Annotated in this window: 21 protein-coding genes and 2 pseudogenes; 7 read left to right on the top strand and 16 right to left on the bottom strand. The window is 65.3% G+C overall.

Going from position 1 to position 23,300, the window contains the following annotated elements; translation table 11 throughout:
* Nucleotides 1-1,050, bottom strand: a complete 1,050-nt coding sequence (gene purM / locus ACNANG_RS19780; protein WP_420224443.1) for a phosphoribosylformylglycinamidine cyclo-ligase — start codon at nt 1,048-1,050, stop codon at nt 1-3.
* 115 nt (nt 1,051-1,165) lie between these two features.
* Between purM and ACNANG_RS19775 the strand changes: the two genes are divergently transcribed.
* From ACNANG_RS19775 to folK, 5 genes and pseudogenes are all read left to right on the top strand, one after another.
* On the top strand, nt 1,166-2,236 hold the full coding sequence (locus ACNANG_RS19775; RefSeq protein ID WP_420224442.1) for an AI-2E family transporter: 1,071 nt from the start codon (nt 1,166-1,168) through the stop codon (nt 2,234-2,236).
* 48 nt (nt 2,237-2,284) lie between these two features.
* Nucleotides 2,285-3,013 (top strand): DnaA regulatory inactivator Hda, encoded by a 729-nt coding sequence (gene hda, locus ACNANG_RS19770; RefSeq protein ID WP_420224441.1) that lies wholly within the window; start codon nt 2,285-2,287, stop codon nt 3,011-3,013.
* Entirely contained in the window at nt 3,010-3,699 is a 690-nt protein-coding gene (locus ACNANG_RS19765; protein ID WP_420224440.1) for an HAD family hydrolase, read from the top strand. The genes hda and ACNANG_RS19765 overlap by 4 nt, the downstream gene beginning before the upstream one ends.
* Nucleotides 3,686-5,098, top strand: a complete 1,413-nt coding sequence (gene pcnB / locus ACNANG_RS19760) for a polynucleotide adenylyltransferase PcnB (RefSeq protein ID WP_420227594.1) — start codon at nt 3,686-3,688, stop codon at nt 5,096-5,098. The genes ACNANG_RS19765 and pcnB overlap by 14 nt, the downstream gene beginning before the upstream one ends.
* A gap of 78 nt (nt 5,099-5,176) precedes the next feature.
* A pseudogene (gene folK / locus ACNANG_RS19755) lies at nt 5,177-5,664 on the top strand (2-amino-4-hydroxy-6-hydroxymethyldihydropteridine diphosphokinase).
* Here folK and ACNANG_RS19750 read toward each other — a convergent pair.
* Entirely contained in the window at nt 5,661-6,563 is a 903-nt protein-coding gene (locus ACNANG_RS19750) for a LysR family transcriptional regulator (protein WP_420224439.1), read from the bottom strand. The pseudogene folK and the gene ACNANG_RS19750 overlap by 4 nt on opposite strands.
* A 21-nt stretch (nt 6,564-6,584) precedes the next feature.
* Between ACNANG_RS19750 and ACNANG_RS19745 the strand changes: the two genes are divergently transcribed.
* On the top strand, nt 6,585-7,223 hold the full coding sequence (locus tag ACNANG_RS19745; RefSeq protein WP_420224438.1) for a (R)-mandelonitrile lyase: 639 nt from the start codon (nt 6,585-6,587) through the stop codon (nt 7,221-7,223).
* A gap of 112 nt (nt 7,224-7,335) precedes the next feature.
* Nucleotides 7,336-8,034: a carboxymuconolactone decarboxylase family protein gene (locus ACNANG_RS19740; protein ID WP_420227593.1), complete on the top strand. Its 699-nt coding sequence runs from the start codon at nt 7,336-7,338 to the stop codon at nt 8,032-8,034.
* A gap of 2 nt (nt 8,035-8,036) precedes the next feature.
* Here ACNANG_RS19740 and ACNANG_RS19735 read toward each other — a convergent pair whose 3' ends face one another.
* The 14 genes and pseudogenes from ACNANG_RS19735 to ACNANG_RS19670 all read right to left on the bottom strand — a co-directional run bounded on the left by ACNANG_RS19735 (nt 8,037) and on the right by ACNANG_RS19670 (nt 23,262).
* Nucleotides 8,037-9,206, bottom strand: a complete 1,170-nt coding sequence (locus ACNANG_RS19735) for a diguanylate cyclase domain-containing protein (protein ID WP_420224437.1) — start codon at nt 9,204-9,206, stop codon at nt 8,037-8,039.
* A gap of 98 nt (nt 9,207-9,304) precedes the next feature.
* On the bottom strand, nt 9,305-10,129 hold the full coding sequence (locus ACNANG_RS19730; RefSeq protein WP_420224436.1) for a GNAT family N-acetyltransferase: 825 nt from the start codon (nt 10,127-10,129) through the stop codon (nt 9,305-9,307).
* Between the two features lie 78 nt (nt 10,130-10,207).
* A complete protein-coding gene (locus ACNANG_RS19725; protein WP_420224435.1) occupies nt 10,208-10,687 on the bottom strand; it encodes a DNA-deoxyinosine glycosylase in 480 nt (159 codons plus the stop codon).
* A gap of 143 nt (nt 10,688-10,830) precedes the next feature.
* Nucleotides 10,831-11,631, bottom strand: coding sequence for a spermidine synthase (locus ACNANG_RS19720; RefSeq protein WP_420224434.1), 801 nt, complete (start codon nt 11,629-11,631; stop codon nt 10,831-10,833).
* On the bottom strand, nt 11,628-13,532 hold the full coding sequence (gene htpG / locus ACNANG_RS19715; protein ID WP_420224433.1) for a molecular chaperone HtpG: 1,905 nt from the start codon (nt 13,530-13,532) through the stop codon (nt 11,628-11,630). Before htpG ends, ACNANG_RS19720 begins: the two co-directional genes overlap by 4 nt.
* A 193-nt stretch (nt 13,533-13,725) precedes the next feature.
* Nucleotides 13,726-14,292 carry an HNH endonuclease gene (locus ACNANG_RS19710; protein ID WP_420224432.1) on the bottom strand — a complete coding sequence of 189 codons (567 nt, stop codon included), beginning with the start codon at nt 14,290-14,292 and terminating at the stop codon, nt 13,726-13,728.
* Nucleotides 14,293-14,523: 231 nt separating this feature from the next.
* On the bottom strand, nt 14,524-14,835 hold the full coding sequence (locus ACNANG_RS19705) for an STAS domain-containing protein (RefSeq protein ID WP_420224431.1): 312 nt from the start codon (nt 14,833-14,835) through the stop codon (nt 14,524-14,526).
* Nucleotides 14,836-15,066: 231 nt separating this feature from the next.
* Nucleotides 15,067-16,164 carry an MBL fold metallo-hydrolase gene (locus ACNANG_RS19700; RefSeq protein WP_420224430.1) on the bottom strand — a complete coding sequence of 366 codons (1,098 nt, stop codon included), beginning with the start codon at nt 16,162-16,164 and terminating at the stop codon, nt 15,067-15,069.
* Nucleotides 16,165-16,167: 3 nt separating this feature from the next.
* A pseudogene (gene parC / locus ACNANG_RS19695) lies at nt 16,168-18,488 on the bottom strand (DNA topoisomerase IV subunit A).
* 2 nt (nt 18,489-18,490) lie between these two features.
* Nucleotides 18,491-20,446 carry a DNA topoisomerase IV subunit B gene (locus tag ACNANG_RS19690; RefSeq protein WP_420224429.1) on the bottom strand — a complete coding sequence of 652 codons (1,956 nt, stop codon included), beginning with the start codon at nt 20,444-20,446 and terminating at the stop codon, nt 18,491-18,493.
* Between the two features lie 152 nt (nt 20,447-20,598).
* Nucleotides 20,599-20,727 carry a hypothetical protein gene (locus ACNANG_RS19685; RefSeq protein ID WP_420224428.1) on the bottom strand — a complete coding sequence of 43 codons (129 nt, stop codon included), beginning with the start codon at nt 20,725-20,727 and terminating at the stop codon, nt 20,599-20,601.
* Nucleotides 20,724-21,842: an MFS transporter gene (locus tag ACNANG_RS19680; RefSeq protein WP_420227592.1), complete on the bottom strand. Its 1,119-nt coding sequence runs from the start codon at nt 21,840-21,842 to the stop codon at nt 20,724-20,726. The genes ACNANG_RS19685 and ACNANG_RS19680 overlap by 4 nt, the downstream gene beginning before the upstream one ends.
* A 237-nt stretch (nt 21,843-22,079) precedes the next feature.
* On the bottom strand, nt 22,080-22,802 hold the full coding sequence (locus tag ACNANG_RS19675; protein ID WP_420224427.1) for a hypothetical protein: 723 nt from the start codon (nt 22,800-22,802) through the stop codon (nt 22,080-22,082).
* A gap of 13 nt (nt 22,803-22,815) precedes the next feature.
* Nucleotides 22,816-23,262, bottom strand: a complete 447-nt coding sequence (locus ACNANG_RS19670) for a phage holin family protein (protein WP_420224426.1) — start codon at nt 23,260-23,262, stop codon at nt 22,816-22,818.
* Nucleotides 23,263-23,300 lie beyond the last annotated feature (38 nt).

Genomic DNA, 23,300 nt, shown 5'->3' with positions numbered 1-23,300 from the left:
TCACACCACCGTGGTCTGAACCCCATCAGCGGCGGCATCGACGATCTCGCCGATACGGTCCACCGTTTCACCGGCTGCGCGCAGCGTGGCGATCACGCCATCGGCTTCTTGCGCGCCCACCACGATCACCATGCCAATGCCGCAGTTGAAGACGCGGTGCATTTCGGTGTCGGCCACGCCGCCCTGGGCTTGCAGCCACGTGAACAGCTCGGGCATCTTCCAGGCGTCGCGGTGCAGCGTGGCGCTCAGGCCTGGACGCAGAATGCGCGGCACATTGTCCAGCAGCCCGCCGCCGGTAATGTGGGCCAGCCCCTTGATCTCGTGCTTGGCGATGGCCTGCAGCACCGGCTTGACATAGATGCGGGTCGGCGCCATCACGACATCGCGCAGCGCCTGGCCGTGGAAATCGGTGTCGGGCGTAGCGCCGGCACGGTCGATGATCTTGCGGACCAGCGAATACCCGTTCGAATGCGCGCCGCTGGAGGCCAGGCCCAGCACCACGTCACCCGGCTGGATCTTGCTGCCGTCGATGGCCAGCGACTTTTCGACCGCACCGACCGCAAACCCGGCCAGATCGTATTCGCCGTCGGGGTACATGCCCGGCATTTCGGCCGTTTCACCGCCGATCAGGGCGCAGCCGGCCAGCTCGCAGCCCTGGGCAATGCCGCCGATCACGGTGGCGGCGGTATCGACCGACAGGCGGCCGCAGGCGAAATAGTCGAGGAAAAACAACGGTTCGGCGCCCTGCACCAGAATGTCGTTCACGCTCATGGCGACCAGGTCGATGCCGACCGTGTCGTGCTTGTTCCACGAGAACGCCAGGCGCAGCTTGGTGCCGACGCCGTCTGTGCCGGACACCAGCACGGGTTCGCGATACTTCTTGGGTACTTCGAACAGGGCCCCAAAACCGCCAATGCCCGCCAGCACACCTTCGCGCATGGTGCGCTTGGCCAGCGGCTTGATGCGCTCGACCAGGGCGTCGCCGGCATCGATATCGACTCCGGCGTCGCGGTAGGTTAAGGAAGAAGCGCTAGGTTGCTGTTCGGACATGGAATAACCAGAAGAAGTGAAAAGGAACGCCTGCGAGTTTAAGCGGGAGTGAAGCGCAGGGGCGTGAAAAACGAAAAATACCGGTTATTACGCGCCCCAAAGCTATAATTTTACGATGATCGATACTCCGACGCGGCGTTTGCAGGCATTGGGCTGGACTTTGTTGGGTCTGGCCCTTTTGCTGATGATGTACTTCCTGTCGCCGGTGCTCACCCCCTTCCTGCTGGCGGGGATTCTTGGCTATCTGCTGGCGCCGGGTGTCGATTGGCTGGAACAGCACAGCTTTCCGCGCTGGGCGGCGGTGCTGGTCATGATGACCGGGCTGTTCCTGACCGTGATCATTCTAGTGCTGATTCTGGTGCCGCTCGTCCAGCACGAGGTCACCCAGGTCATTGCGCAATTGCCGGTCTGGCTGGAACGCCTGCGTGACTCGTACGGGCCGCAACTCAAGCGCTGGTTTGGCCTGGAACTGAAGGTCACGGCCAACAGCCTGGGCAAACTGACGCAGGACCTGTTGGCCGGCCATCAGGACATGGCGGCGGTCGCCCTCAGTTATGTCAAGCTGGGCGGCGGCGCGATGCTGAACTTCGTCACCAATATGTTCCTGACGCCTTTCGTGCTGTTCTATCTGCTGCTGGACTGGCATCAATTGCTGGACCGCCTGGACCGCGCCGTGCCAAGGCGCTGGCACCTGCGCATCCGCGTCATGGTGGCCGAGATCGATGAGCTGATGTCGCAATTCCTGCGCGGCCAGTTGCTGGTGATGCTGATCCTTGCGGTGTTGTACAGCGCCGGGCTTGCGATCGCGGGCTTCGATAGCGCCCTGCCCGTCGGCACGCTGACCGGCCTGCTCGTGTTCATTCCCTACCTGGGCTTCGCGCTGGGCCTGTTCCTTGCCATGGTGTCCGCCATGCTGCAGTTCGATGGCGCGTACGGCGTGGTGGCGGTTGCGGTGGTCTATGGCATCGGCCAGACGGTCGAAAGTTTCTACCTGACGCCGCGCCTGGTGGGCGAGCGGATCGGCCTGCACCCGCTGGCCGTGCTGCTCGCCTTGCTGGTGTTCGGTGAAGTCTTCGGATTCTTTGGCGTGTTGCTTGCGCTGCCGGCCAGCGCAATCTTGCTGGTGGCGCTGCGCCGCGTGCGCCGCAGCTACCTCAGCAGCGATTTCTACCGGCAGACGCCCTGACGCCATGATGCCGCTTTGCTCTTCCCGACGTCCCCCTTGCCGAGTCCGATGAAGCAGCTCCTACTCGACGTCCTGCCCGCGCAGGCGCCATCGCTCGACAACTACGTGCCCGGTCCGAATGCCGAGGCGCTGGCCGCGCTGCGCGCGCTGCCGTCGGGGCGGGCGGTGTACCTGTGGGGACCGGCGGCGTCGGGGCGCACGCACCTGCTGCGGGCGATGGTGGCGGACGCGGCCGATGCCATCTATCTGGATAACGACGCCCCCATCAAGACCTTCCAGGCCGTGGCCGACGGCGATGCCGGCCACGCCCCGCTGCGGCGTGTGGCGATCGACGACCTGCACGCGATGGACGACGCCCGGCAGGCCTGCGTTTTTGCGTTATACAACCGGTGGCGCGAATCAGCCGCCACCGAACATGCGCTGTCGCTGGTCGTGGCCGGCGACACGGCGCCCCACCAGATGCAGTTGCGGGAAGACCTGCGCACCCGCCTGGGCTGGGACCTGGTGTTCCGGCTCGATGCCTTGTCCGACGCCGACAAGATGGCGGCGCTGGGCCGGCAGGCCGCCAGCCGGGGCATGCAGCTTGCCCCCGATGTGCTGAACTGGGTCATCACCCACGTCGATCGCGACATGCGGCGGCTGTCGGCATTGGTCGACGCCCTGGATCGCTATTCCCTGGCGGCCAAGCGCCCCATCACCGTTCCGCTGCTGCGCGCCATGCTGGCCGAGCAGCCCGAACCCTCCAACCCCGATTCTTCTCCACCAACGCTGTCATGACTCCTACCCAAGCGCCCACCCGGCTCGCGCTGTTCGATCTGGACCACACCCTGTTGCCGCTGGACAGCGACTATCACTGGGCCGACTTCCTGGCCCGCAATGGTCACAATGGCGACCCCGCCACCGCCCGCGCCACCAACGACGCCATCATGCAGCGGTATGACGAAGGCAAACTGTCCGCTACCGAGTCGGCCGAGTTCATGCTGGGGATGCTGGCGCGCAACACGCCGTACGACCTGGCGAAATGGCATGAAACGTTCATGGCCGAGGTGATTCGCCCCGCGATCACGCCGCAGGCCATCGACCTGGTGCGCGGTCACCTGGAAGCCGGCGACCTGTGCGTGGTCGCCACGTCGACCAATTCCTTCGTGGTCGGCCCGATCGTGCGTGCGTTTGGCATCACACATCTGCTCGCCACCGACCCGGAATATGTGAACGGCCGCTACACTGGACGTTTCGTCGGCACCGCCTGCTTCCGCGAAGGCAAGGTCACCCGGGTCGACGCCTGGCTCAAGACGATGGGCCGAGACCTCGCCTCGTTCGACGAGTCGGTCTTCTACAGCGACTCCATGAACGACGTCCCGCTGCTGGAGGTCGTGACCACCCCGGTCGCCACCAACCCGTCGGCTACCCTGCGCGCGCTGGCGCAAGAACGGAACTGGCGCATCACGGATTTGTTCGCATGATCAGAAAACTCATCAGCAAGCTGTTTTCGCCCCGCGCCGCGCGCCCGATCCTGGGTGTCAAGCGGCACGCCCCTTGCGTGTGCCGCAAAGCCAGCACGGCATCGACCGTCGCCTGGTGTCGCGCCACGCGATCAAGGTCTGCGACACGCTGCACGAAGCGGGCTTCGAAGCCTATATCGTCGGTGGCGCGGTGCGCGACCTGATCGCCGGTGCGCAGCCCAAGGACTTCGATATCGCCACCAATGCGACGCCCGAACAGATCCAGCCGCTGTTTCGCCGCGCCCGCATCATTGGCCGGCGCTTTCGGCTGGTGCATGTGGTGTTCGGCCAGGAAATCATCGAAACCTCGACCTTCCGCGCAGCCAGTTCGGTGGAACAGACCACCGACGAACATGGCCGCATCCTGCGCGACAACGTGTTCGGCACGCTGGAAGAAGACGCCGCGCGGCGCGACTTCACGCTGAACGCGCTGTACTACGATCCCGCCACCGAGATCGTCATCGACTATCACAACGGCGTGGCCGACCTGAAAAACCGCACCGTCAGCATCATTGGCGACGCGGCCAAACGCTATCGCGAAGACCCGGTCCGCATGCTGCGCGGCATGCGCTTCGCCGCCAAGCTCGAATGCACCATCGCCCCCGCCACGCTGGCGCCGATCCGGGACATGGCGGGCCTGATCGAAAACGTGCCGGCATCGCGTCTGTTCGACGAGATGCTCAAGATGCTGACCTGCGGGCACGCCATGAACTGTCTGCGCCAGCTGCAGAAACAGGGCCTGCACAAGGGCATGCTGCCGCTGCTGGACGTGGTGCTGGACCAGCCCGGCGGCGAACGTTTTGTCGAACTGGCCCTGGAACGCACTGACCAGCGCGTGCGTGCCGGCAAGTCCGTCAGCCCCAGCTTCCTGTTTGCCGCCCTGCTCTGGCAACAGGTGCATGTGCGCTGGATGCAATTCCGCGAACAGGGCGAAGTGCCAATGCAGGCGCTGGGCCTGGCTGTCGATTCCGTGCTGGATGACCAGACCGAAAAGCTGGCGATCCAGCGTCGGTTCGTATCCGACATGCGGGAGATCTGGTTCATGCAGCCCCGCTTCGAACGGCGTCTGGGCAAAACCGCCTGGCGCATGATCGAACAACCCCGTTTTCGCGCGGCATGCGACTTCCTGCACCTGCGCGCCGCCGCTGGCGAAGTCGACAGCGACCTGGCGCAGTGGTGGATGGACCTGGCCGACGCCGACGATTCGACCCGCGCCGCCATGCTGGATGACGCCGCGCGCCAGCCCCGCCCGGCTGGCGAAGCATCGGCCAAGCCGCGCCGCAAGCGCCGCAGCAACAACAAGCCCCGCGCCGAGTCGGCCGGCCCGAATTCGGGTGGCGCCGCACCGGCTGCGGAATAAAGGGTGGGCAACGAGCCGGGCCAGAGCAGTGCAGCCGGCCGGCCCGGCGTGGACCCGCCGTCCGCGCCCGCCGACGGGCTGCGGGCTGCCGCCGGCGCCCATATCGCCTGGATCGGCCTGGGCGCGAATCTCGGCGACGCCATCGCCACCTTGCAGGCCGCCGCGCAAGACCTGACCCAGGCCGACGGCATATCGGCGGTGACGGTGTCGCGCTTCTTTCGCACCGCGCCGATCGCCTCGAGCGGGCCGCCCTACATCAATGCCGCGGCCCGTGTCGTCACCACGCTGGAACCGCTCGCGTTGCTGGATGCGCTGCAAGGCATCGAAGCCCACCACGGCCGCGAGCGGCCCTATCGCAACGCGCCCCGCACGCTGGACCTGGACCTGCTGCTGTTCGATGACGTCGTCATGGACACCCCCGGCTGGTGATTCCGCACCCGCGCATGCATGAACGCAGGTTCGTGCTCGCGCCCTTGTGCGACCTGGATCCGAACTTGCGCCTGCCGCAAGGCAACGTGGCCAGCCTGCTGCGCGCCTGTGCGGCGCAGGATGTCGTGGCCATCTAGGGCTGCTCTTCCCGATATCGCAGCGCCTCGATCACCAGCGCCAAGGCCGGCGACATCTGCCGCCGGTTCGCGTAGTACAGGTGATAGCCCGGAAACACCGGGCACCAGTCCTCGAGCAGCGACACCAGTTGGCCCCGTTCCACATGCGGCTGCACCAGGTCGTACGGCACATAGGCCAGCCCCATTCCGTCCAGCGCGGCCTGCAGCATCAAGAACGTGTTGTTGAACACCGTCTGCCCGGTCACGCGCACGTTCAGTTCCTGACCGCCTTTTTCGAAATCCCATGCGTACAGGCCGCCGTGCGTCGGTAGCCTGAGATTGATGCAGCAGTGTTCAGTCAAGTCTTGCGGCACCATGGGATGCGCACGGCCTTTCAGGTAGTCCGGTGAACCGGCCACGGCCATGCGCAGCGCGGGTGCGATACGGACCGCGATCATGTCCTTGTCGACCCGGTCGCCCGAACGCACGCCTGCATCAAAGCGCTGCGCGGCAATGTCGGTCATTGCGTAATCCACGCTGAATTCGATCTGGATGTCGGGATACTCGCGAAGCAATGGCAGCAGGCGCGGCCACAGGAAATTGACAATGGCGTGGTCGTGCGCGGTGATGCGCACGGTACCCGCCGGCTTGTCCCGCAGCGTACTGAGCGATCCCAGCGCCTGCTCGATGTCAGCCAGGCGTGGCCCCAGCGTTTCCAGTAGCCGCGCGCCCGCCTCGGTCGTGGACACGCTGCGAGTAGTGCGCGTCAACAGACGCACGCCCAGGCGGGCTTCCAGCGCCAGCATGGCATGGCTCAGGGCGGACCGCGACATGCCCAGTTGCGCGGCGGCTCGTGTAAAGCTGCGCTCGCGCGCCACGGCGACGAAGGCCTGCAGGTCGTTCAGGTTGTCTTTGATCACGGCATAAGCGGTTGGAAGTTGATGGAGCCGTCGCAGGTGTTGGCCATTGGTGAATGCGGCACACAAGCGCATGCAGACTTTTCCATCTTATCAACCAATAGCCGCGCTTTTACAGTGGAGGCTTATTCTTTTGACAAGACTTCGACCATGACATTTGAACCCTGGCGCCTGGCCGCTTGCACACTTGCGCTGCCTGCCGCGTTGGCAACGGCTGGAGAATCTGCCACAACAGGATCGGCGAAGCCGGCTGAGGCCGCAGGCCAAACGCTCAGCCGATCCGGTACCCAGGCGTCGGTCGCGGGACCCGCTGACTTCTTTACCGGCCGATCCCGCATCGATCCCCTATGGCCTGCAGGCAAGGAGATCAATGCGTCGGGCGGGCTCGTGACCTTCGAGCCCGGCGCGCGGTCGGCGTGGCATACGCATCCGGCCGGACAGTACCTGGTGGTGACGGCAGGCGTGGGACGGACGCAGGAAGAAGGCAAGGCCGTGCAGGAGATACGCGCCGGCGACGTCGTCTGGTGCCCGCCTGGTGTCAGGCACTGGCACGGCGCAGGCCCGACCACGGCCATGACCCACCTTGCGGTCACCGGCACGGTCGACGGCAAGAACGTGAACTGGATGGAGAAGGTCAGCGATGCCCAATACCATGGCCATTGAGCCGCGCCCGGCCCATGGACGCGCACCGCGCGGCATCGTCGGCCTCATCTGCCTGAGCGTGAGCCTGACGGCTTTCACCGTCGCCCGTGCCGCCCAACCGGAGCGTTCCAGCATGTCCACGCCATCCCCATCGTTTTCTGGCGATGCCTCCCTATCCACGGTCCGGTCCGGGCCTTCCGACACTCTGTCCGCCCGGCAGCAGGCCATTATCCCGATCGGCGCGTTTGCCGCAGCGGGTGACATTCCCCGGCTTGGCGACGCATTAGACCAGGGCCTGGACGCTGGCCTGACGATCAGCGACGCCAAGGAAATTCTGGTGCAGGTGTACGCCTATGCAGGCTTTCCGCGCAGTTTGAACGCGCTGGGCGAACTGATGACGGTGCGGGATGCCCGTCAGAAACGCGGGATCGTTGACGCGCCCGGCAACCCGCCAGGCGCGCCGATTCCCACGGGCGACGCCTTGCTGGCCGCGGGTACGGCCAATCAGACGCAGTTGTCAGGCAAACCGGTCGCCGGCCCGCTGTTCGACTTCGCGCCGGCCATCGACCGCTATCTGAAGACCCATCTATTCGGCGACATCTTTGCGCGGGACAACCTGGATTGGCAGAGCCGCGAATTGGCGACGGTCAGCATGCTGTCGGCGCTACCTGGCGCCGAATCGCAACTGCAGTCGCATATGGGGATCAGCATCAACGTCGGACTGACCGCCGCCCAGCTGCGTCAACTGACCGACGTGCTTGCGAATCGTGTCGGTAACGACCACGCCTTGCGCGCGCGTGAAGCATTGGCGCGCCAGCAGGCCGCCCGGTAAGGTCACGCGCTGCGCAGCGCCCACCGCGCGGCGGGATCCACCTTCTCGCCCGCCACGGCGCACCGCCCCTTGCCGAGTGACTTGGCCACATACAGGGCGGCGTCGGCGGCGGCCAGCACGTCTTCCGTCGCGGTGCCGTGTTCCGGAATCAGGGCGATCCCCACGCTGCCGCTGATGGCGACGGGCACGCCATCACCCAGGTCATAGGGCAAGGACAAGGCGGCGATGACGCTGTCGGCAAAGTGCACGCTGCTTTTGCGGTCGGGGCTGCGCGTCATCACGACAAATTCGTCTCCCCCGATCCGGGCGACCACGTCATCGGGCTTGAGCAAGGCCTTCAGCCTATCCGCCACCATCCGCAACAGCCGGTCGCCAGCGGCGTGGCCCCGGCTGTCGTTCACCTGTTTGAAGCCGTCCAGATCCAGATAGAAGACGGCATGGTGCTCGTGGTTGGCCAATCGGTGCGCCATGACGGCCAGCAGCCCGGCGCGGTTCGATACGCCTGTCATTTCGTCATGCCGCGCCTGATAGCTGTTCTCGCGTTCCGCCCGCATGGTCGACACCAGCATCGAATTGAGCCGGTACGACGCCGTGGTCATGCTGAAGAGGTAGAAAGGAATCTGCAACAGCGTGACCAGCATCAGCGGCTCGCCGGCAAACACGGCCGCCAGGCAGCACGGTCCCAGGCTCAGGAAGATCATGACGCCAACCAATCGGGGCGCCGCGAAGTTGCGAAAGCAGATGCCGCCGACCATCGCCGCCGAGGACAGGCAGGCCATTGTCGCGATCACCCAGTCACCACTGGTCATGCTGATGAAGACGCCATATCCCACACTGAACGCCCAGGCGAGCGCCAGCACGAGATAGGTGTCGGTAGGGGTAGGCTTGCCCTGCGCCGCCGCGCGGTGCGCCATCAGCAGCACCACCAGTCGCGTTCCGCAGATGACGATCTCGAGGACCAGCCACCCCACGAACCAGGGCGACGGATGGCGCACCATGCCGAGCGTCGCGACGATCAGTGTGTTGAGCACACCGCCAGCAAAGATGGGCAAGGTGCCGAACAGGCTGCCAATCAACGCCACGCGCACGTCGTGCGGCACGTCATGGCCGACGCCCACGAGCCATCGTGTCAATCGCCAGCGTGGGACGCTGAATGTCAATTTGCTTTCCATTGCCCTCCTTCGCGTCGTTGCGATCAGACTGCCGGTGACTGGCGCGCCGTTGCGCCGCGAGCAAGTGTAGGCGAGCTTGGCACCGTGCTGACGGTGTTTTATCGGGATTCGATGCGGATCCCGTTGCGTGACAGCGACTGGACCACCAGGGACGGCACGCCGCCCGCGCGGCGGATCCGGCTTTCCAGTCCGTCGCGCACGCGCGGCCAGTCGTCGTCGACGATAGCGAACCGCGCCGTGTTGCGCTGACGTCCGTCAGGCATGATGCGCTCCTTGCGGGCAATCCCTTCAAAGGTGGCCCCCAGGCGCAGGATGGCCTGGCGGGACACCGCATTCAGCTCGTCGGTCTGGAATTCCACCCGCAGGCAGGCAAGATGCTCGAAGGCGTAACGCAGCATCAGGTACTTGGCTTCGGTGTTCACGAAGCTGCGCTGCCAGTCGGCCGCGACCCAGGTATGGCCGATCTCGAGCTTCCGGTTGGCCGGCTCATAACGCCAGAAGCGCGAAGCGCCGACGACCTGCCCGGTGTCAGCCAGGGTGGTCACGAATGCGAGGGTGTGGCCCGCTGCAACGCCTTCCAGGGCGCGCGCGAGGTAGCTGTCGATGTCGTTTGCCGTGGGAATGGACGTCCAGCGGTTGTCGGACAGATTATGGGCCTGCGTTGCCGCCACGATCGCCGGGCCGTCGTTTGCCGTGATGGGGCGCAGGATCACGTTGCCGCCGATCAAGGAGACCGTGCCGGGTGACGACGAGGGCGGTACCTTGGCGCCCGAGGCTTCGGTGCCTGAGGCTTCGGCAGCTGATGCTTCGGCACCTGCTGCTTCGGCACCTGAGGGCTGGGCACCCGAGGCTCCGGCACCTGACACGGACGCCCCCCGTGCAAATGCATCCGCCCCTTCCTGTCCTACCCTGTCGTCGATCATCGTGCCGTTTCTCCGCTGCGCATCGCCCCCGATGCCGGCGGCCACTCTACCTTGCAGCCGGTCGTGACGGCAAGCCGATCAGCCCTCGAACATCTGCCGCCAGAGGGCAAGCTTGTCTTCGAATCGCACCGACGCCGCCGCCGGTGACGACGACGGCAACTTGAATACGGCATAGCCCTGCTCGGCCAGCGGATGCCCCAGCTTCCACGACAACGCGCCGTTGAAGCCGATCTTCCGCAACCGGGGCGCAGCGGTCTTCAGGTAGTTCGCCAGCGGGTGCACGCTGGCATCCTTGACCGCCGCATCCAGGCTGCCGACGCGGCGGCATTGCGCGATCATGTCCCACAGTCCGATGTCGTGCCGGGCCAGCGTGGCCAGGCGGTCGGCGTAGGCCATGTCATGCAGAGGTTCGTCGATGCAGGCACCGACCAGTCGCCAGAACTGGTTGCGCGGGTGCGCGTAATAGCGCGCCTGGTCAAGAGACACGACGCCGGGAAAGCTGCCAAGCAGCAGCAGCCGGGTCGTGGAAGGAATACGGGGTGGCAGCCCGCCCTGCAAGTCCGCCGGTACGGGGCGAGACGAAGCGGTGGCGGATGACAAAGCTGTGGATGACGGGGCTTTGGATGACCGGGCTGCGGATGACATGGCTGCGGATGACATGCTGGCCGGCTGCGCCGGCTTGGGTGCGGCCGTGTCGTCGGTCAGCACAGCACCGGCAACAAGAACCGCGCCCACTTGCGGGCCGGCAAGCCGTACTGCGCTTCGACCACGTCAGCACGGGCCAGCAGCATGTCGGCCGTGACTTCCAGGGGCGGCCCGGCAAAGGCCACCATCACACGATTGCCCGCGTCCATCTCGGGCAGCACCACGATGCGGCCTTCGAAAGCCTCGTACAGGTTGTCCAGGTTGCGCGCGAAGCTTTCATGCGCCCCGAACAGGTTGACGGTCATTACGCCGGCCTGGTGGCTATGCCCGCTGATCACGCGCCGGCAGGCCTGGTAGAACGCCACCGAATCCCGGACCGGACCGCGCGCTTCGGCGTCGTACAGGTCCACCATCAGGACCGGGCAGGTGCCCCGGTTGGCGATGTCTTCGACCCAGGCGCCCGCATCGGCGTGCGTGATCCGGAAGCGGTCACCCTCCGCGGGCAGGCGGAAATAGGCGCGGCACGCCGCCGTCACTTGCGGATTCCATTCAACGGCGTGCACCGCGCTTGGCGTGTGCTTCAGGCAATACCGCACCAGGGACCCCGCGCCCAGGCCCAGTGTGCCGATGGCATCGGCGCCCTCGGGCGGTTCCAGGAACAGCAGCCAGGCCATCATCTGCCGGGTGTATTCCAGGACCAGGTCCGCCGGCTTCTGCACCTTCATGGCGCCCTGGACCCAGGGCGTGCCAAAGTGCAGGAAGCGCACGCCGCCTTCTTCCGAGAAGTTCGGGACGTCAAGACGCCCCGGCTTGGCGGCAGGAGTCCGGCCGGACGCGGGCGCGCGATCGCGGCTCAAGCCTGGCCCAGCAACAGACCGTTCAGGCGCCGCACGAAGGCCGCCGGGTCTTCCAGCGATGCGCCTTCGGCCAGCAGGGCTTGATCAAGCAGCACATGCGCCCACTCATCGAACTGCCCGTCGGCGGCGTTCTGGATCCGCGCGATCAATGCGTGTTCCGGATTGATTTCGAGGATGGGACGCGACTCGGGCGCGGGCTGGCCGGCGGCCTTCAGCAGACGCTGCAGGTGCTGGCTCATGTCCTGGTCATCGACCACCACGCACGCCGGCGAATCCACAAGCCGGAACGTGACGCGCACGTCCTTGACCTGCTCGCCCAGCGCCGTCTTCAGGCGCTCGACCACCGGCTTGAATTCTTCCGATACGTCGTCCTGGCGCTTCTTGTCCTCTTCGTCGGCCAAGGCGCCCAGATCCAGGCCGCCCTTGGCGATCGACACCAACTGCTTGCCTTCGAATTCGCGTACGAAGGACACCATCCATTCGTCGACCCGGTCGGTCAGCAGCAGCACTTCGATGCCCTTCTTGCGGAAGATCTCGAGGTGCGGGCTGTTGGCCGCCGCGGCGTACGTTTCGGCCGTCACGTAGTAGATCTTGTCCTGGCCTTCCTTGAAGCGGCCCACATAGTCGGCCAGCGACACGGTCTGCGCGTCGGACCCGCCGTGCGTCGACGCAAAACGCAGCAGCTTGACGACCCGTTCGATGTTCGCCGCGTCTTCGCCCACGCCTTCTTTCAGCACCTGGCCAAAGGCGGTCCAGAACGTGGCGTAGTCTTCGGGCTTGTTTTCGGCCAGGTCTTCGAGCAGGCTCAGCACGCGCTTGGTGCTGCCCTCGCGGATCGCCTTCACATCGCGGCTTTCCTGCAGGATTTCGCGCGACACGTTCAGCGGCAGGTCGGCCGAGTCGATGATCCCGCGCACGAAACGCAGGTAGCCCGGCAGCAGCTGCTCGGCATCTTCCATGATGAAGACGCGCTTCACGTACAGGTTCACGCCATGCTTTTTATTGCGGTCCCACATGTCGAACGGGGCGCGCTTCGGCACGAACAGCAGTTGCGTGTATTCGCTGCGGCCTTCGACCCGGTTGTGGGTCCAGGCCAGCGGGCCTTCGAAGTCGTGGGCCACGTGTTTGTAGAACTCGGTGTACTGCTCGTCGGTGATGTCGGACTTGCTGCGGGTCCACAGCGCGCTGGCCTGGTTCACCGTCTCATCTTCATCTTTCTGCACGGTTTCCGACTTCTCGGCATCCCATTCTTCCTTCTTCATGATGATAGGAAGCGAGATGTGGTCCGAATAGCGGCGCAGCACTTCGCGCAGCTTCCACGACGACAGGAATTCATCGGCATCGTCACGCAAATGCAGCGTGATTTCGGTGCCCCGCTGGGCCTTCTCGGCCGGCGAAATCGTGAATTCGCCATCGCCCGCGGATTCCCAGCGGATGGCTTCGTCGGCCGCGGCGCCCGCACGGCGGCTCACGACCGAGACACGATCGGCGACGATGAACGACGAATAGAAGCCCACGCCGAACTGGCCGATCAATTGGGCGTCTTTTTGTTTGTCGCCGGTCAGGTTCTGGAAGAACTCGCGGGTGCCCGACCGGGCGATCGTGCCCAGGTTGGCCACGGCTTCGTCGCGGCTCATGCCGATGCCGTTGTCGGCGATCGTGATGGTGCGGGCTTCCTTGTCGAAGCCGATGCGGATGGCAAGTTCACCCGCCCCTTCCAGCAGTTCCGGACGGTCGATCGCCTCGAAGCGCAATTTGTCGCAGGCGTCTGACGCATTCGATACCAATTCGCGGAGGAAGATTTCCTTGTTGCTGTACAGCGAGTGGATCATCAGCTGCAGCAGTTGTTTGACTTCGGTCTGAAAGCCCAGCGTTTCGGTGGTGTTTGCGGTTTGACTCATGGCAACTTTTCCCTTCTGTAAAACGGGGAGTGGTGTCGTGTCGACGGGTGGAAAAAAATGGGTTCGCTCGGAGATGGGGACGCCTGCCGCGAATTCAAGCGCAGGCAGGATGTCTGCAGTCGCGGGCGCAGAAAGGGACGCGCCGCGGCCCGATCTGTTCAGGCGCGATGGCCGAGACGAGGTCTGTCGCGGCCTAGAGCCCCACCAGCCGACTGGTTTTGGGTACGCCCGTCAGCAGGAAGTCCATCTGGTCGGCCAGAATGCGACGGTTGCGAAGGATCATGCCTTCCCACCGGTTTGGGCGGTACGGCAGGTACAGCAAAGGCATATTGGCTTCTTCAGGCGTGCGATTGGCCTTGCGCTGATTGCACGACCGGCAGGCGGTCACGATGTTTTCCCACTGGTTGCCGCCACCGCGCGATTCGGGCGTGACATGTTCGATGGTCAGGTCCATGTCGACGAAGTGGCCGCCGCAGTAGGCGCACACGTTGTGGTCACGCGAAAACAGGCGGTCGCGGCTCAGGCTGATGGAGGCACCGCGGTCGCCTCGAAATTCGCGCCCGCGCACCGCAATGATGCTGGTGGTGCTGGCGACCGACGGCAGACCGGTGCGGCGATTCGTGCCCCCGCGGAACGTGACGCTGGTGGCGCCCAGTTCCCAGGCCACGCGGCCTGCGACGTGCAGGCAGATGGCCTTTTCGATGTCTATCCAGCGCACCGGGGTACCGGCGATATCGAGCGCGAGGACGAGGTGAGCCACGAGATGTCTCCTGAGCGAACTTGGCGTGGCGGGGATCCGGCGCACGGCAAAGCAACGTACGGAACACATGGCGCAGCGCTGGGGCGGCAGGCAGGCGTGGGTCAGATGCGCAAAAACGCATGGGCCGGCCGTAAACGCGCGACGTCACTGGATTTTTATACAGCACATTCGTGACGGAAACAAGACAGGTCGGGGTCGCGCAGAACGTACAGCCGCGCACCGATGCCCGGCTTACCGGCGGACCCGCGCCACCACGGCGTCCTGCAATTGCGGATCCGCGCCAAGCAGCCGGAAGGCTTCCAGCACGGCGGGGCTATGCGCGTCGAAGATAAGGCTGCGCCCGCGCGCCATCGCCTCGCGTCGCGCCACCGCCAGGACCTGGACGCCCGCGGCGTCGATGCACGCGATGCCGGACAGGTCTATCGTCAGCACGTCGACACGATGCAAGGCATGCTGCAGGCGCGCGACCCAGTCGATGGCGTTGGCCAGCGTCAGGTTGCCGACAATCGGAATACGCTCGGCGACGCCGGCAGCGCGGGTCATGCCGGCCACCGCACGGTGGCGAGGTCAGTGTGAAGAAACGTCTGGGCAACCGGGGCGGTGCGGGCGCACGACAAGGGCATGGGTTCTCGATGGACATCCGAAGCGATGGCCCTCGTAACGGTGCTGCCCTGCCCGACTTGAGACGTATCCCGGCCACCCTGTCAGGGCTGACAGGGTGGCCGATGGCTTCCACGCGCTGACGTCTCATATGGATCCGCGACCCTGGCGGGCTCACGACCCCGGCGCGCGCACCACCCACTTGCCCTCTGTCCACACCCGCGACTCGCCATGGCGCATGACAAAGAATTCATCGCCAGGCATGCCCGCCGCATCCCGCGCCACTGCCAGATCCTTGGGCGGCTGGTCCAGCGGTTCGTCCGTCAGGCTGAAGGTGCCCCAATGGATCGCGACCGACGATCGTGCATGCACGTCGCGCGCCGCCTGCACCGCCTCGGCCGGATTGACGTGCTGCGGCGTCATGAACCAGCGCGGCGCGTAGGCACCGACCGGAATCGCCGCCAGATCGAACGGCGCTTCTCGCTGGCCAATGTCGGCCAGGTCGCGTGAATAGCCAAAGTCGCCGCCGAACAGGAAGCGGAACCTGGGCGCCGCGCTGTCGATGGCCCAGGCGCCCCATAGGGTCTGGTTGCGGTCGGACAGGGTCCGGGCGCCCCAGTGCTGCACCGGCAGCAACGTCAATGTCTTGTCACCTAGGGTGGTCTTGCCCCACCAGTCCAGCGGCCGCACGTCGTTTGCCGCCGGGACGTTGTCGCGGAACCAGAGGTCGATGCCCAGCGGCACCATGAACACCGGCGGTCCGCCCGGCTGCAGGGAAAGGGCACGCACCGTGGGCAGGTCCAGGTGATCGTAATGACTGTGCGAGATGACGACCGCATCGATATGCGGCAGGTCCGCCAACGCGACGCCGGGCAACTGGAACCGCTTGGGACCCGCGAACGAGACCGGCGATGCGCGCTCGGAAAACTGCGGGTCGGTCAGCAGGTTGAACCGCCCGATCTGCACCAGCAGCGTCGAATGTCCTACCCACGTCACGCGCACGGCGTCGGACGCCTGCCGTATCCAGGCAGGATCCGCAGGCACGGTCGCCAGCGACGCGGGATCGTTCGGCTCGGCCGGCAGATTGTCCTTCCACTGATCGAAGCGCCAGCGCCACAGGTCGGTCGTGCCGGGCGTGCGGTGCGGGTAGTTGTTCTTGAAGCCCGACGGCGTGTGATGCGCAAGGTTCGCGTCGTAGTACGGATTGACCCGGGCACATCCGGCGATCGCAAGGATCGCCGCGCCCGCCACCCACCGCCGGAAGCAGGCCATGGGTCAGAACACCGGCGACAGGACGGGTTGCTTGGCGCGGCCCGACAGCGCCTTGCCCTTGCGGGCACGCTTGCCGATATAGATCGCCAGGGCAGCGCCGTTCAGCACTTCTTCGAACGGCTTGTTGCGGTAGACGCCCGCGATACGCAAGCCGGCGGGACCGATAGGCACCACCTGCGCCAGCGGATCCTTGGCGTCCAGGTCCATCAGGGTCGTGCCCCGGCCGCCCGAAGACAGCACCTTGACCTCTTCCAGGCCAAAGACCAAAAAGCGTTCCTTGGCCGTCAACAGCGCGACATGGGTCGCGCCGTCGAACACCGGCACCGGACGCTGCGGCTCATCGCCTTCATCGAGCGACATGAACTGCTTGCCGCCGCGCTGACGGGTCGACATGTCGGACAGCCGCGTCATGAAGCCCAGGCCGTTGCGGGTCGCCAGCAGCCAGCGGCTGGAAGGCGCGGACGCGATCATGTGCAGGATGCGCGAGCCGGGTTCCAGATCGATCATGGTGGTGACCGGCACCCCGTCGCCGCGTGCCGACGGCAAGCCCAGGACGGGCACCGAGTACACCCGGCCACTGCTGGAAATGGCGATCAGCGCATCGGTCGTGCGGCATTCGAACGCCCCATACAAGGCATCACCCGCCTTGAAGGTGTACAGGCTGGAATCATGGCCATGGCCCTGGCGGGACCGCAGCCAGCCCTTCTGCGACACGATCACGGTGACCGGTTCATCCACCACGCGCGCTTCGACCGATGCGCGTTCGGCGGCCTCGATCAGCGTACGGCGATCATCGCCATATTGCTTCGCATCGGCTTCGATTTCCTTGACGATCAGGCGCTTCATGGCGCTGGCGTTTTCGAGCAGGTCTTCGAGCTTGACCTGATCGGTCTTGAGCGTCTTCAGTTCCTGTTCGATCTTGAAGCCTTCCAGGCGCGCCAGCTGGCGCAAGCGCATTTCCAGGATGTCTTCGGCCTGGCGCTCGGACAGCGAGAACGCCGCCATCAGGGCCGGACGCGGCTCGTCGGATTCGCGGATGGTGCGGATCACCTCGTCCACGTTCAGGTAGACCACCATGCGCCCTTCGAGCACATGGATGCGGTCCTTGACCTTGTCGAGGCGATGGCGCGTGCGCCGCGTGACCGTGTGCGTGCGGAACGCCAGCCATTCGGTCAGGATCTCGCGCATCGACTTCTGACGCGGCCGCCCGTCGGACCCGACCATCACCAGGTTGACCGACGATCCGCTTTCCATCGACGTGTTCGCCAGCAGCGTATTCACGAAGTCGTCGCGGTCCACCTTGGAGGTCTTGGGCTCGAACACCAGCCGCACCGACGCTTCCTTGCCCGACTCGTCGCGCACGGCGTCGAGCAGGCCCAGCAGGGTGGCCTTGGTCTGCTGCTGTTCAGGGCTGAGCGTTTTCTTGCCGGCCTTGATCTTGGGATTGGTGAGTTCTTCGATCTCTTCCAATACCTTTTGGCCCGACGTGGACGGTGGCAGTTCGGTCACGACCAATTGCCACTGGCCGCGCGCCATTTCTTCGAAGGTCCAGCGCGCGCGGACCTTCAGCGAACCGCGGCCCGTGCGGAAAATCTGCGCAATGTCGGCCGCCGGCGTAATGATCTGCCCGCCCCCGGAAAGTCCGGGCCTGGCAAGTGCGCATACAGCGCCTCGTCGGACAGCTTCGGGTCTTTGAGCAACGCCACGGCGGCCGCCGCGACTTCGCGCAGGTTGTGCGGCGGCACTTCGGTCGCCATGCCCACCGCAATGCCCGAGGCGCCATTGAGCAGCACCATTGGCAGGCGGGCCGGCAGATTCTTGGGCTCTTGGTAGGACCCGTCGTAATTCGGAATGAAGTCGACCGTGCCTTCGTCGAGTTCGTCGAGCAGCAGGCGCGCGATCGGCGTCAGGCGTGCTTCGGTGTACCGCATGGCGGCCGCACCGTCGCCGTCGCGCGAGCCGAAGTTGCCTTGGCCGTCGATCAGCGGATAGCGCAGCGAAAAACCCTGCGCCATGCGGACCATGGCGTCATACGCCGCCTGGTCGCCATGCGGGTGGTACTTGCCCAGCACGTCGCCGACCACGCGGGCCGATTTGACGGGTTTGGCGGTCGGGCCCAGGCCCATCGCATCCATGGCGTACAGAATGCGCCGCTGGACAGGCTTCTGCCCGTCGCTGACGTCGGGCAGCGCGCGTCCCTTGACCACCGATACCGCATAGTCCAGGTAAGCCTGCTCGGCATACAGCGCCAAAGAAATGTGTTCGCCGCCCGGCACGTCGGGCTCGCCCGGCGTCGGGATCAGGGGTAACTGAGTGTCCGTCATTCTTAAATATCCACCTCGGCCAGATCGCCTTTTTCTTCCAGCCAGGAACGGCGCTGCGCGGCTTCGGTCTTGCCCATCAACATATCGAACATCTGGATCGTCGCCACCAGGCCCGCCGATCCGACACTGACCGGCAGCAGGCGCCGCGTGTCGGGGTTCATGGTGGTCTCCCACAGCTGCTCGGGATTCATTTCGCCCAGGCCCTTGAAGCGGCTGATGCTCCACGCGTTTTCACGAACGCCTTCCTTGCGCAGCTTGTCTTCGGTCGCCGTCAGTTCGCCGGCGTCCAGGCAATAGATCTTGCGCGCCGGGCGTTTGCCGGCGGCAGGCACGTCCACGCGGAACAGCGGCGGCCGCGCGATGTACACGTTGCCGCGTTCGACCAGTTTCGGGAAATGACGGAAGAACAGCGTCAGCAGCAGCACCTGGATGTGCGAGCCATCCACATCCGCATCGGACAGAATGCAGATGCGGCCATACCGCAGGCCGGACATGTCGGGGTTGTCGTTCACGCCATGCGGATCCACGCCGATCGCCACCGCGATATCGTGGATCTCGTTGTTGGCGAACAGGCGATCGCGGTCCACTTCCCATGCGTTCAGTACCTTGCCGCGCAAGGGCAGGATCGCCTGGAATTCCTTGTCGCGGCCCATCTTGGCCGACCCGCCCGCCGAGTCGCCCTCGACCAGGAAGACTTCGGTGCGGCTGACGTCGCTGCTTTCACAATCCGTCAATTTGCCCGGCAACACGGCCACGCCAGAGCTTTTGCGCTTTTCGACCTTCTGCGCTGACTTGACGCGTGTCTGCGCCTGCCGGATGACCAGTTCGGCCAGCTTCTTGCCGTAGTCGACGTGCGAGTTCAGCCACAGCTCGAGGGCCGGACGGCAAAAGCCCGCCACCAGCCGGACCGCATCCCGGCTGTTCAGCCGTTCCTTGATCTGACCCTGGAACTGCGGGTCGAGCACTTTGGCCGACAGCACGAAACTGGCGCGCGCAAAGACGTCTTCGGGCAGCAGCTTGACGCCCTTGGGGCTCAGGTTGTGCAGTTCGACAAAGCTCTTGACCGCGGTGAACAGGCCTTCGCGCAAGCCGGCTTCATGCGTGCCGCCTGCCGACGTCGGGATCAGGTTCACATACGATTCGCGCACCACGTTGCCGTCTTCCGACCAGGCCACCACCCACTGGGCGCCCTCGCCTTCGGCAAAGGTTTCATGATCGCGGTTGGCATATTGCTGACCTTCGAACAGCGGGATCAGCAATTCGGCGCCGCCCAGCGTCTCGGTCAGGTAGCCGCGCAGGCCCTGCTCGTACAGCCAGGTCTGCGTTTCGCCGGTCTTTTCCACCTTGAGCGTGACCTTGACGCCGGGCAGCAGCACCGCCTTGCTGCGCAGCAGGCGCGACAGTTCGCCCATCGGAATGGCCGCGCTGTCGAAATACTTGGGATCGGGCCAGCAGCGCACGCGCGTACCGGTCTTTTTGCGGGTATCGGAAATCCTGGCCAGCGGTTCGACCACGTCGCCGCCGCTGAAGACCAGTTGATGGGCGCCACCATCGCGCCACACCAGCACTTCGAGCCGGGTGGACAACGCGTTGGTGACGGACACGCCGACGCCGTGCAGGCCGCCCGAGAACGCATATGCGCCGCCCGCGGCCTTGTCGAACTTGCCGCCGGCGTGCAGGCGCGTGAACACAATCTCGACCACCGGCGCACCCTCGTCCGGGTGCATGCCGACCGGAATGCCGCGGCCGTCGTCTTCGACGGTCACGCTGCCATCGACATGGAGCGTGACCTGGATATGTTTGCCGTTGCCCCCCAGGGCTTCGTCGGCGGAGTTGTCGATCACCTCCTGCACGATGTGCAGGGGATTTTCAGTTCGGGTGTACATCCCCGGACGCTGCTTGACGGGTTCAAGACCCTTCAGCACCCGGATGGAAGCTTCGTTATAGCGAGTCGCCAAGTTATCCCCAGCTACTGTGGAAAATGCGGTTTATTTTAAGGATGAAGCGCCTGTTTACGCGGCTCTTGCTGGGACGCCCAGTTTTTAGGCAGCCCAAAAGGCGCACATTCGGCTTGACAAATCGGTCTTGGCGCGGCCAGCCCGTCAGGGGACTACCGGACCCCACACAGGGCCATCAGGGTGTCCCAATTCATGACGAGTCCGGCGCGCTGGTAGCCCGCGAACGCCAGGGCCAGCACGGCCGCCAGCAGCACCCAGGCCAGGACGCGCCCCGTGCTCATGCAGCCGCCAGAGGGCGTTCGCGGATGGGCAGGGACAGCGCGGCAGCCATGACACCCAGCCCGAGCGCCATCCACCAGACGACATCATAACTGCCGGTGGCGACATACAGTTTTCCGCCCAGCCACACCCCGACGAAACTGCCGATCTGGTGGCCCAGGAACACGATGCCGCTCAACGTTGCTGCGTAGCGCATGCCATAGATGTGGCCGACCAGCCCGACCGTCAAGGGCACCGTTCCGAGCCAGACCAGCCCGATCACCGACGAAAATACCCCCAGCAGCCAGGGTGTAAGCGGAAAAATCAGGAGCAGGGCAATCGCTGCGGCCCGGACGCCATACATGCCGGCCAGCAGCGTTTTCTTGCTGAAATGTCCGCCCAGGCGGCCCGCGGCGTAGGATCCCACGATATTGAACAGGCCGATCAGCGCCAGGGCCATCGCGCCATCGGAGGCCTTCAGGCCACTGTCCACCGCATAGGCAGGCAGATGCAGCGTCAGGAAAGCCGTATGGAACCCGCATACCGCGTAGCTCCAGAACAGCAGATGGAACGACGGGTGGCGGATGGCCTGCCGGATGGCCCCGCCCAAGGACAGGCCGGACGCGCTGGCCTCGGGGCGTCCGGTCAGCCGGGTCGCCAGCGGGATCGCAAGCAGCATCAACGCGGCCATGACCCACAACGCGCCGGTCCAGTCCAGGGTATCGATCAGCCATTGACCCGCCGGCACCAGCACGAACTGCCCCATCGACCCGCCCGCACTGACCAGCCCCAGCGCGGCGCTGCGCCGGGACGCCGGCACGGCGCGCCCCACTACCGGCAACAACACGGCAAAGGTGGTGCCTGCCTGCCCCAGTCCCATCAGCACCCCGGCACTGGCGTACAAGGCCAGCTCGCTGCCGGCATACCGGGTGCCGAGCAGACCCAGGAAGTACAGCGCCGCCGACAGCGCGATCGTGCGCCCGGCGCCGTACTTGTCCGCCGCCATGCCCACCCCGATCGCCGCCGCGCCCCACATCAGATTCTGGATCGCAAAGGCCAGCGAGAACACGTCCCGTCCCCAGCCATGGGCCAGCCCCATGGGCTGCATGAACAGCCCGAAGGTCGCACGTACGCCCATCGCCAGCAGCAGCACCAGCGAGGCACACAGGACGAGGGAGGTGGTGGGAGACGCGCCGGACGGACCGGAAGCAAACGAGTGCGGCATGGGACGGTGATCGACATTCAGGCGCCAGATCGCACTGGCAGCCGACGATCATAGCGCAACGGCCCCGATCACCGCACCACGAGGGGCATGATCGGGGCCGGTACAGGCGCCTGATGGTGGCGCTATGGCACCGCGGAATACCAGCCTGCTTCAGTAGATCTCGCGTTCCCGGCGCGCCCGGCGCAGCTTGGAACCATAACGGCGCTGATGTTCGAGCACCTTGTTGTGCGCGCGTTCCAGTTCCAGCAGGGCCACTTCTTCCTTGCGCGAATGCTGCGCGTTTTGCCAACGGCTCAGTTGCGACCAGATGGTGGCCGCGCCAAACCCGGCCGCCACCGCCACGCCGATCGCCATCCAGGGCTGCTGATTGGCGGTTCGCAGCATCCAGTTCACCGCCCGGTCGGGCGTCGTCGTCATGCCGGCATTCGCGTTGTCGAGTGCGATGCGTGTCATGGCGATCTGCGTCTTCAGAGCGTCCGAGCACCGCTGGATGTCCTCGGTCGTGCCTTCCTGAATGGCAAGATTCAGCGCATTGCTGGCCTTGCGCAGTTCATTGACCGACTGGACCTGCGTCGGCACGGGCGCACCCGTCGCGTCCGTCGGCGGCAGGGCTTCCCCAAACAACGCCGCCTTGGGCCGGGGAGGCGCCGGATGCAGACTGCCCGCCACGATCTTGTCGAAGCGGCCCTTCAGCCAGGCCAGCGCAAAGCCTTGCAGCGGCTTGCGCAGGAAAGCCGGGAAACGGCCGCCCGTCGCCACCGAAAACAAGGCGTTCAAGAGCGCCCCTTCGGCCGAGCTGACGCCACGCGCCCGCTGGCTGTGTTCCGTCCTCACCACGCCCGCACGAACAAAGCGGGTGCGTTCGACGTTCATCTCCCGCAGGAGCTCATTTTTTCGTGATTCGGTTTTGATTTTGCTCATCGGAACTCCGGATTGCATCTACGTCGAGGCGGACCTGCTCGAGCAGTTCGTTGAAAGGCTCACCCTTGGGCGAGGTCATGCGGCCCACCAGATAGGACACCAGCCCCAGCAACACCCAGCCACCGGCCAGGTACCAGGCCACTGCCGTGCGGGACGTGCTGTCCCAATAGGTGACCAGGATGGCGACCGAAATGAACGTGGCGGCAAACAGCGCACACAGCACCAGACCGACATAGCCGAGAATGGTGGCGATCAACGACTGGCGATACAAGGCCAGTTCCAGTTTGAGCAATTCGCCGTAAGGACCGACACGCCCTCCGACGAACTGGGCGATAGCCTTGAAGCGGCCAATCTGACGTAACACCATAATTTCCCCCGCGACGGCCCGGCTTGACGCCGACCCGTCAGACATCACACGTGAATTTGCCTGCCTTGCGGCCGGCCCCTGCC

It is taken from the genome of Pigmentiphaga litoralis (assembly GCF_048632615.1).
GTDB classification, from domain to species: Bacteria; Pseudomonadota; Gammaproteobacteria; order Burkholderiales; family Burkholderiaceae_B; genus Pigmentiphaga; species Pigmentiphaga litoralis_B.
The sequence above is the reverse complement of the archived record's forward strand: the minus strand, read 5'-3'. Positions and strand labels throughout refer to the sequence as shown.

What these genes read in the sequence shown, in the direction of transcription:
- hda (WP_420224441.1), top strand. Translation starts at nt 2,285, where the DNA reads ATGAAGCAGCTCCTACTCGACGTCCTGCCCGCGCAGGCGCCATCGCTC.
- htpG (WP_420224433.1), bottom strand. Translation starts at nt 13,532, where the DNA reads ATGAGTCAAACCGCAAACACCACCGAAACGCTGGGCTTTCAGACCGAA.
- ACNANG_RS19670 (WP_420224426.1), bottom strand. Translation starts at nt 23,262, where the DNA reads ATGTCTGACGGGTCGGCGTCAAGCCGGGCCGTCGCGGGGGAAATTATG.
- ACNANG_RS19675 (WP_420224427.1), bottom strand. Translation starts at nt 22,802, where the DNA reads ATGAACGTCGAACGCACCCGCTTTGTTCGTGCGGGCGTGGTGAGGACG.
- ACNANG_RS19685 (WP_420224428.1), bottom strand. Translation starts at nt 20,727, where the DNA reads ATGAGCACGGGGCGCGTCCTGGCCTGGGTGCTGCTGGCGGCCGTGCTG.
- ACNANG_RS19745 (WP_420224438.1), top strand. Translation starts at nt 6,585, where the DNA reads ATGGAGCCGTCGCAGGTGTTGGCCATTGGTGAATGCGGCACACAAGCG.
- ACNANG_RS19740 (WP_420227593.1), top strand. Translation starts at nt 7,336, where the DNA reads ATGTCCACGCCATCCCCATCGTTTTCTGGCGATGCCTCCCTATCCACG.
- ACNANG_RS19730 (WP_420224436.1), bottom strand. Translation starts at nt 10,129, where the DNA reads ATGATCGACGACAGGGTAGGACAGGAAGGGGCGGATGCATTTGCACGG.
- ACNANG_RS19735 (WP_420224437.1), bottom strand. Translation starts at nt 9,206, where the DNA reads ATGGAAAGCAAATTGACATTCAGCGTCCCACGCTGGCGATTGACACGA.
- ACNANG_RS19775 (WP_420224442.1), top strand. Translation starts at nt 1,166, where the DNA reads ATGATCGATACTCCGACGCGGCGTTTGCAGGCATTGGGCTGGACTTTG.
- ACNANG_RS19700 (WP_420224430.1), bottom strand. Translation starts at nt 16,164, where the DNA reads ATGGCCTGCTTCCGGCGGTGGGTGGCGGGCGCGGCGATCCTTGCGATC.
- purM (WP_420224443.1), bottom strand. Translation starts at nt 1,050, where the DNA reads ATGTCCGAACAGCAACCTAGCGCTTCTTCCTTAACCTACCGCGACGCC.
- ACNANG_RS19765 (WP_420224440.1), top strand. Translation starts at nt 3,010, where the DNA reads ATGACTCCTACCCAAGCGCCCACCCGGCTCGCGCTGTTCGATCTGGAC.
- ACNANG_RS19680 (WP_420227592.1), bottom strand. Translation starts at nt 21,842, where the DNA reads ATGGGCGTACGTGCGACCTTCGGGCTGTTCATGCAGCCCATGGGGCTG.
- ACNANG_RS19705 (WP_420224431.1), bottom strand. Translation starts at nt 14,835, where the DNA reads ATGACCCGCGCTGCCGGCGTCGCCGAGCGTATTCCGATTGTCGGCAAC.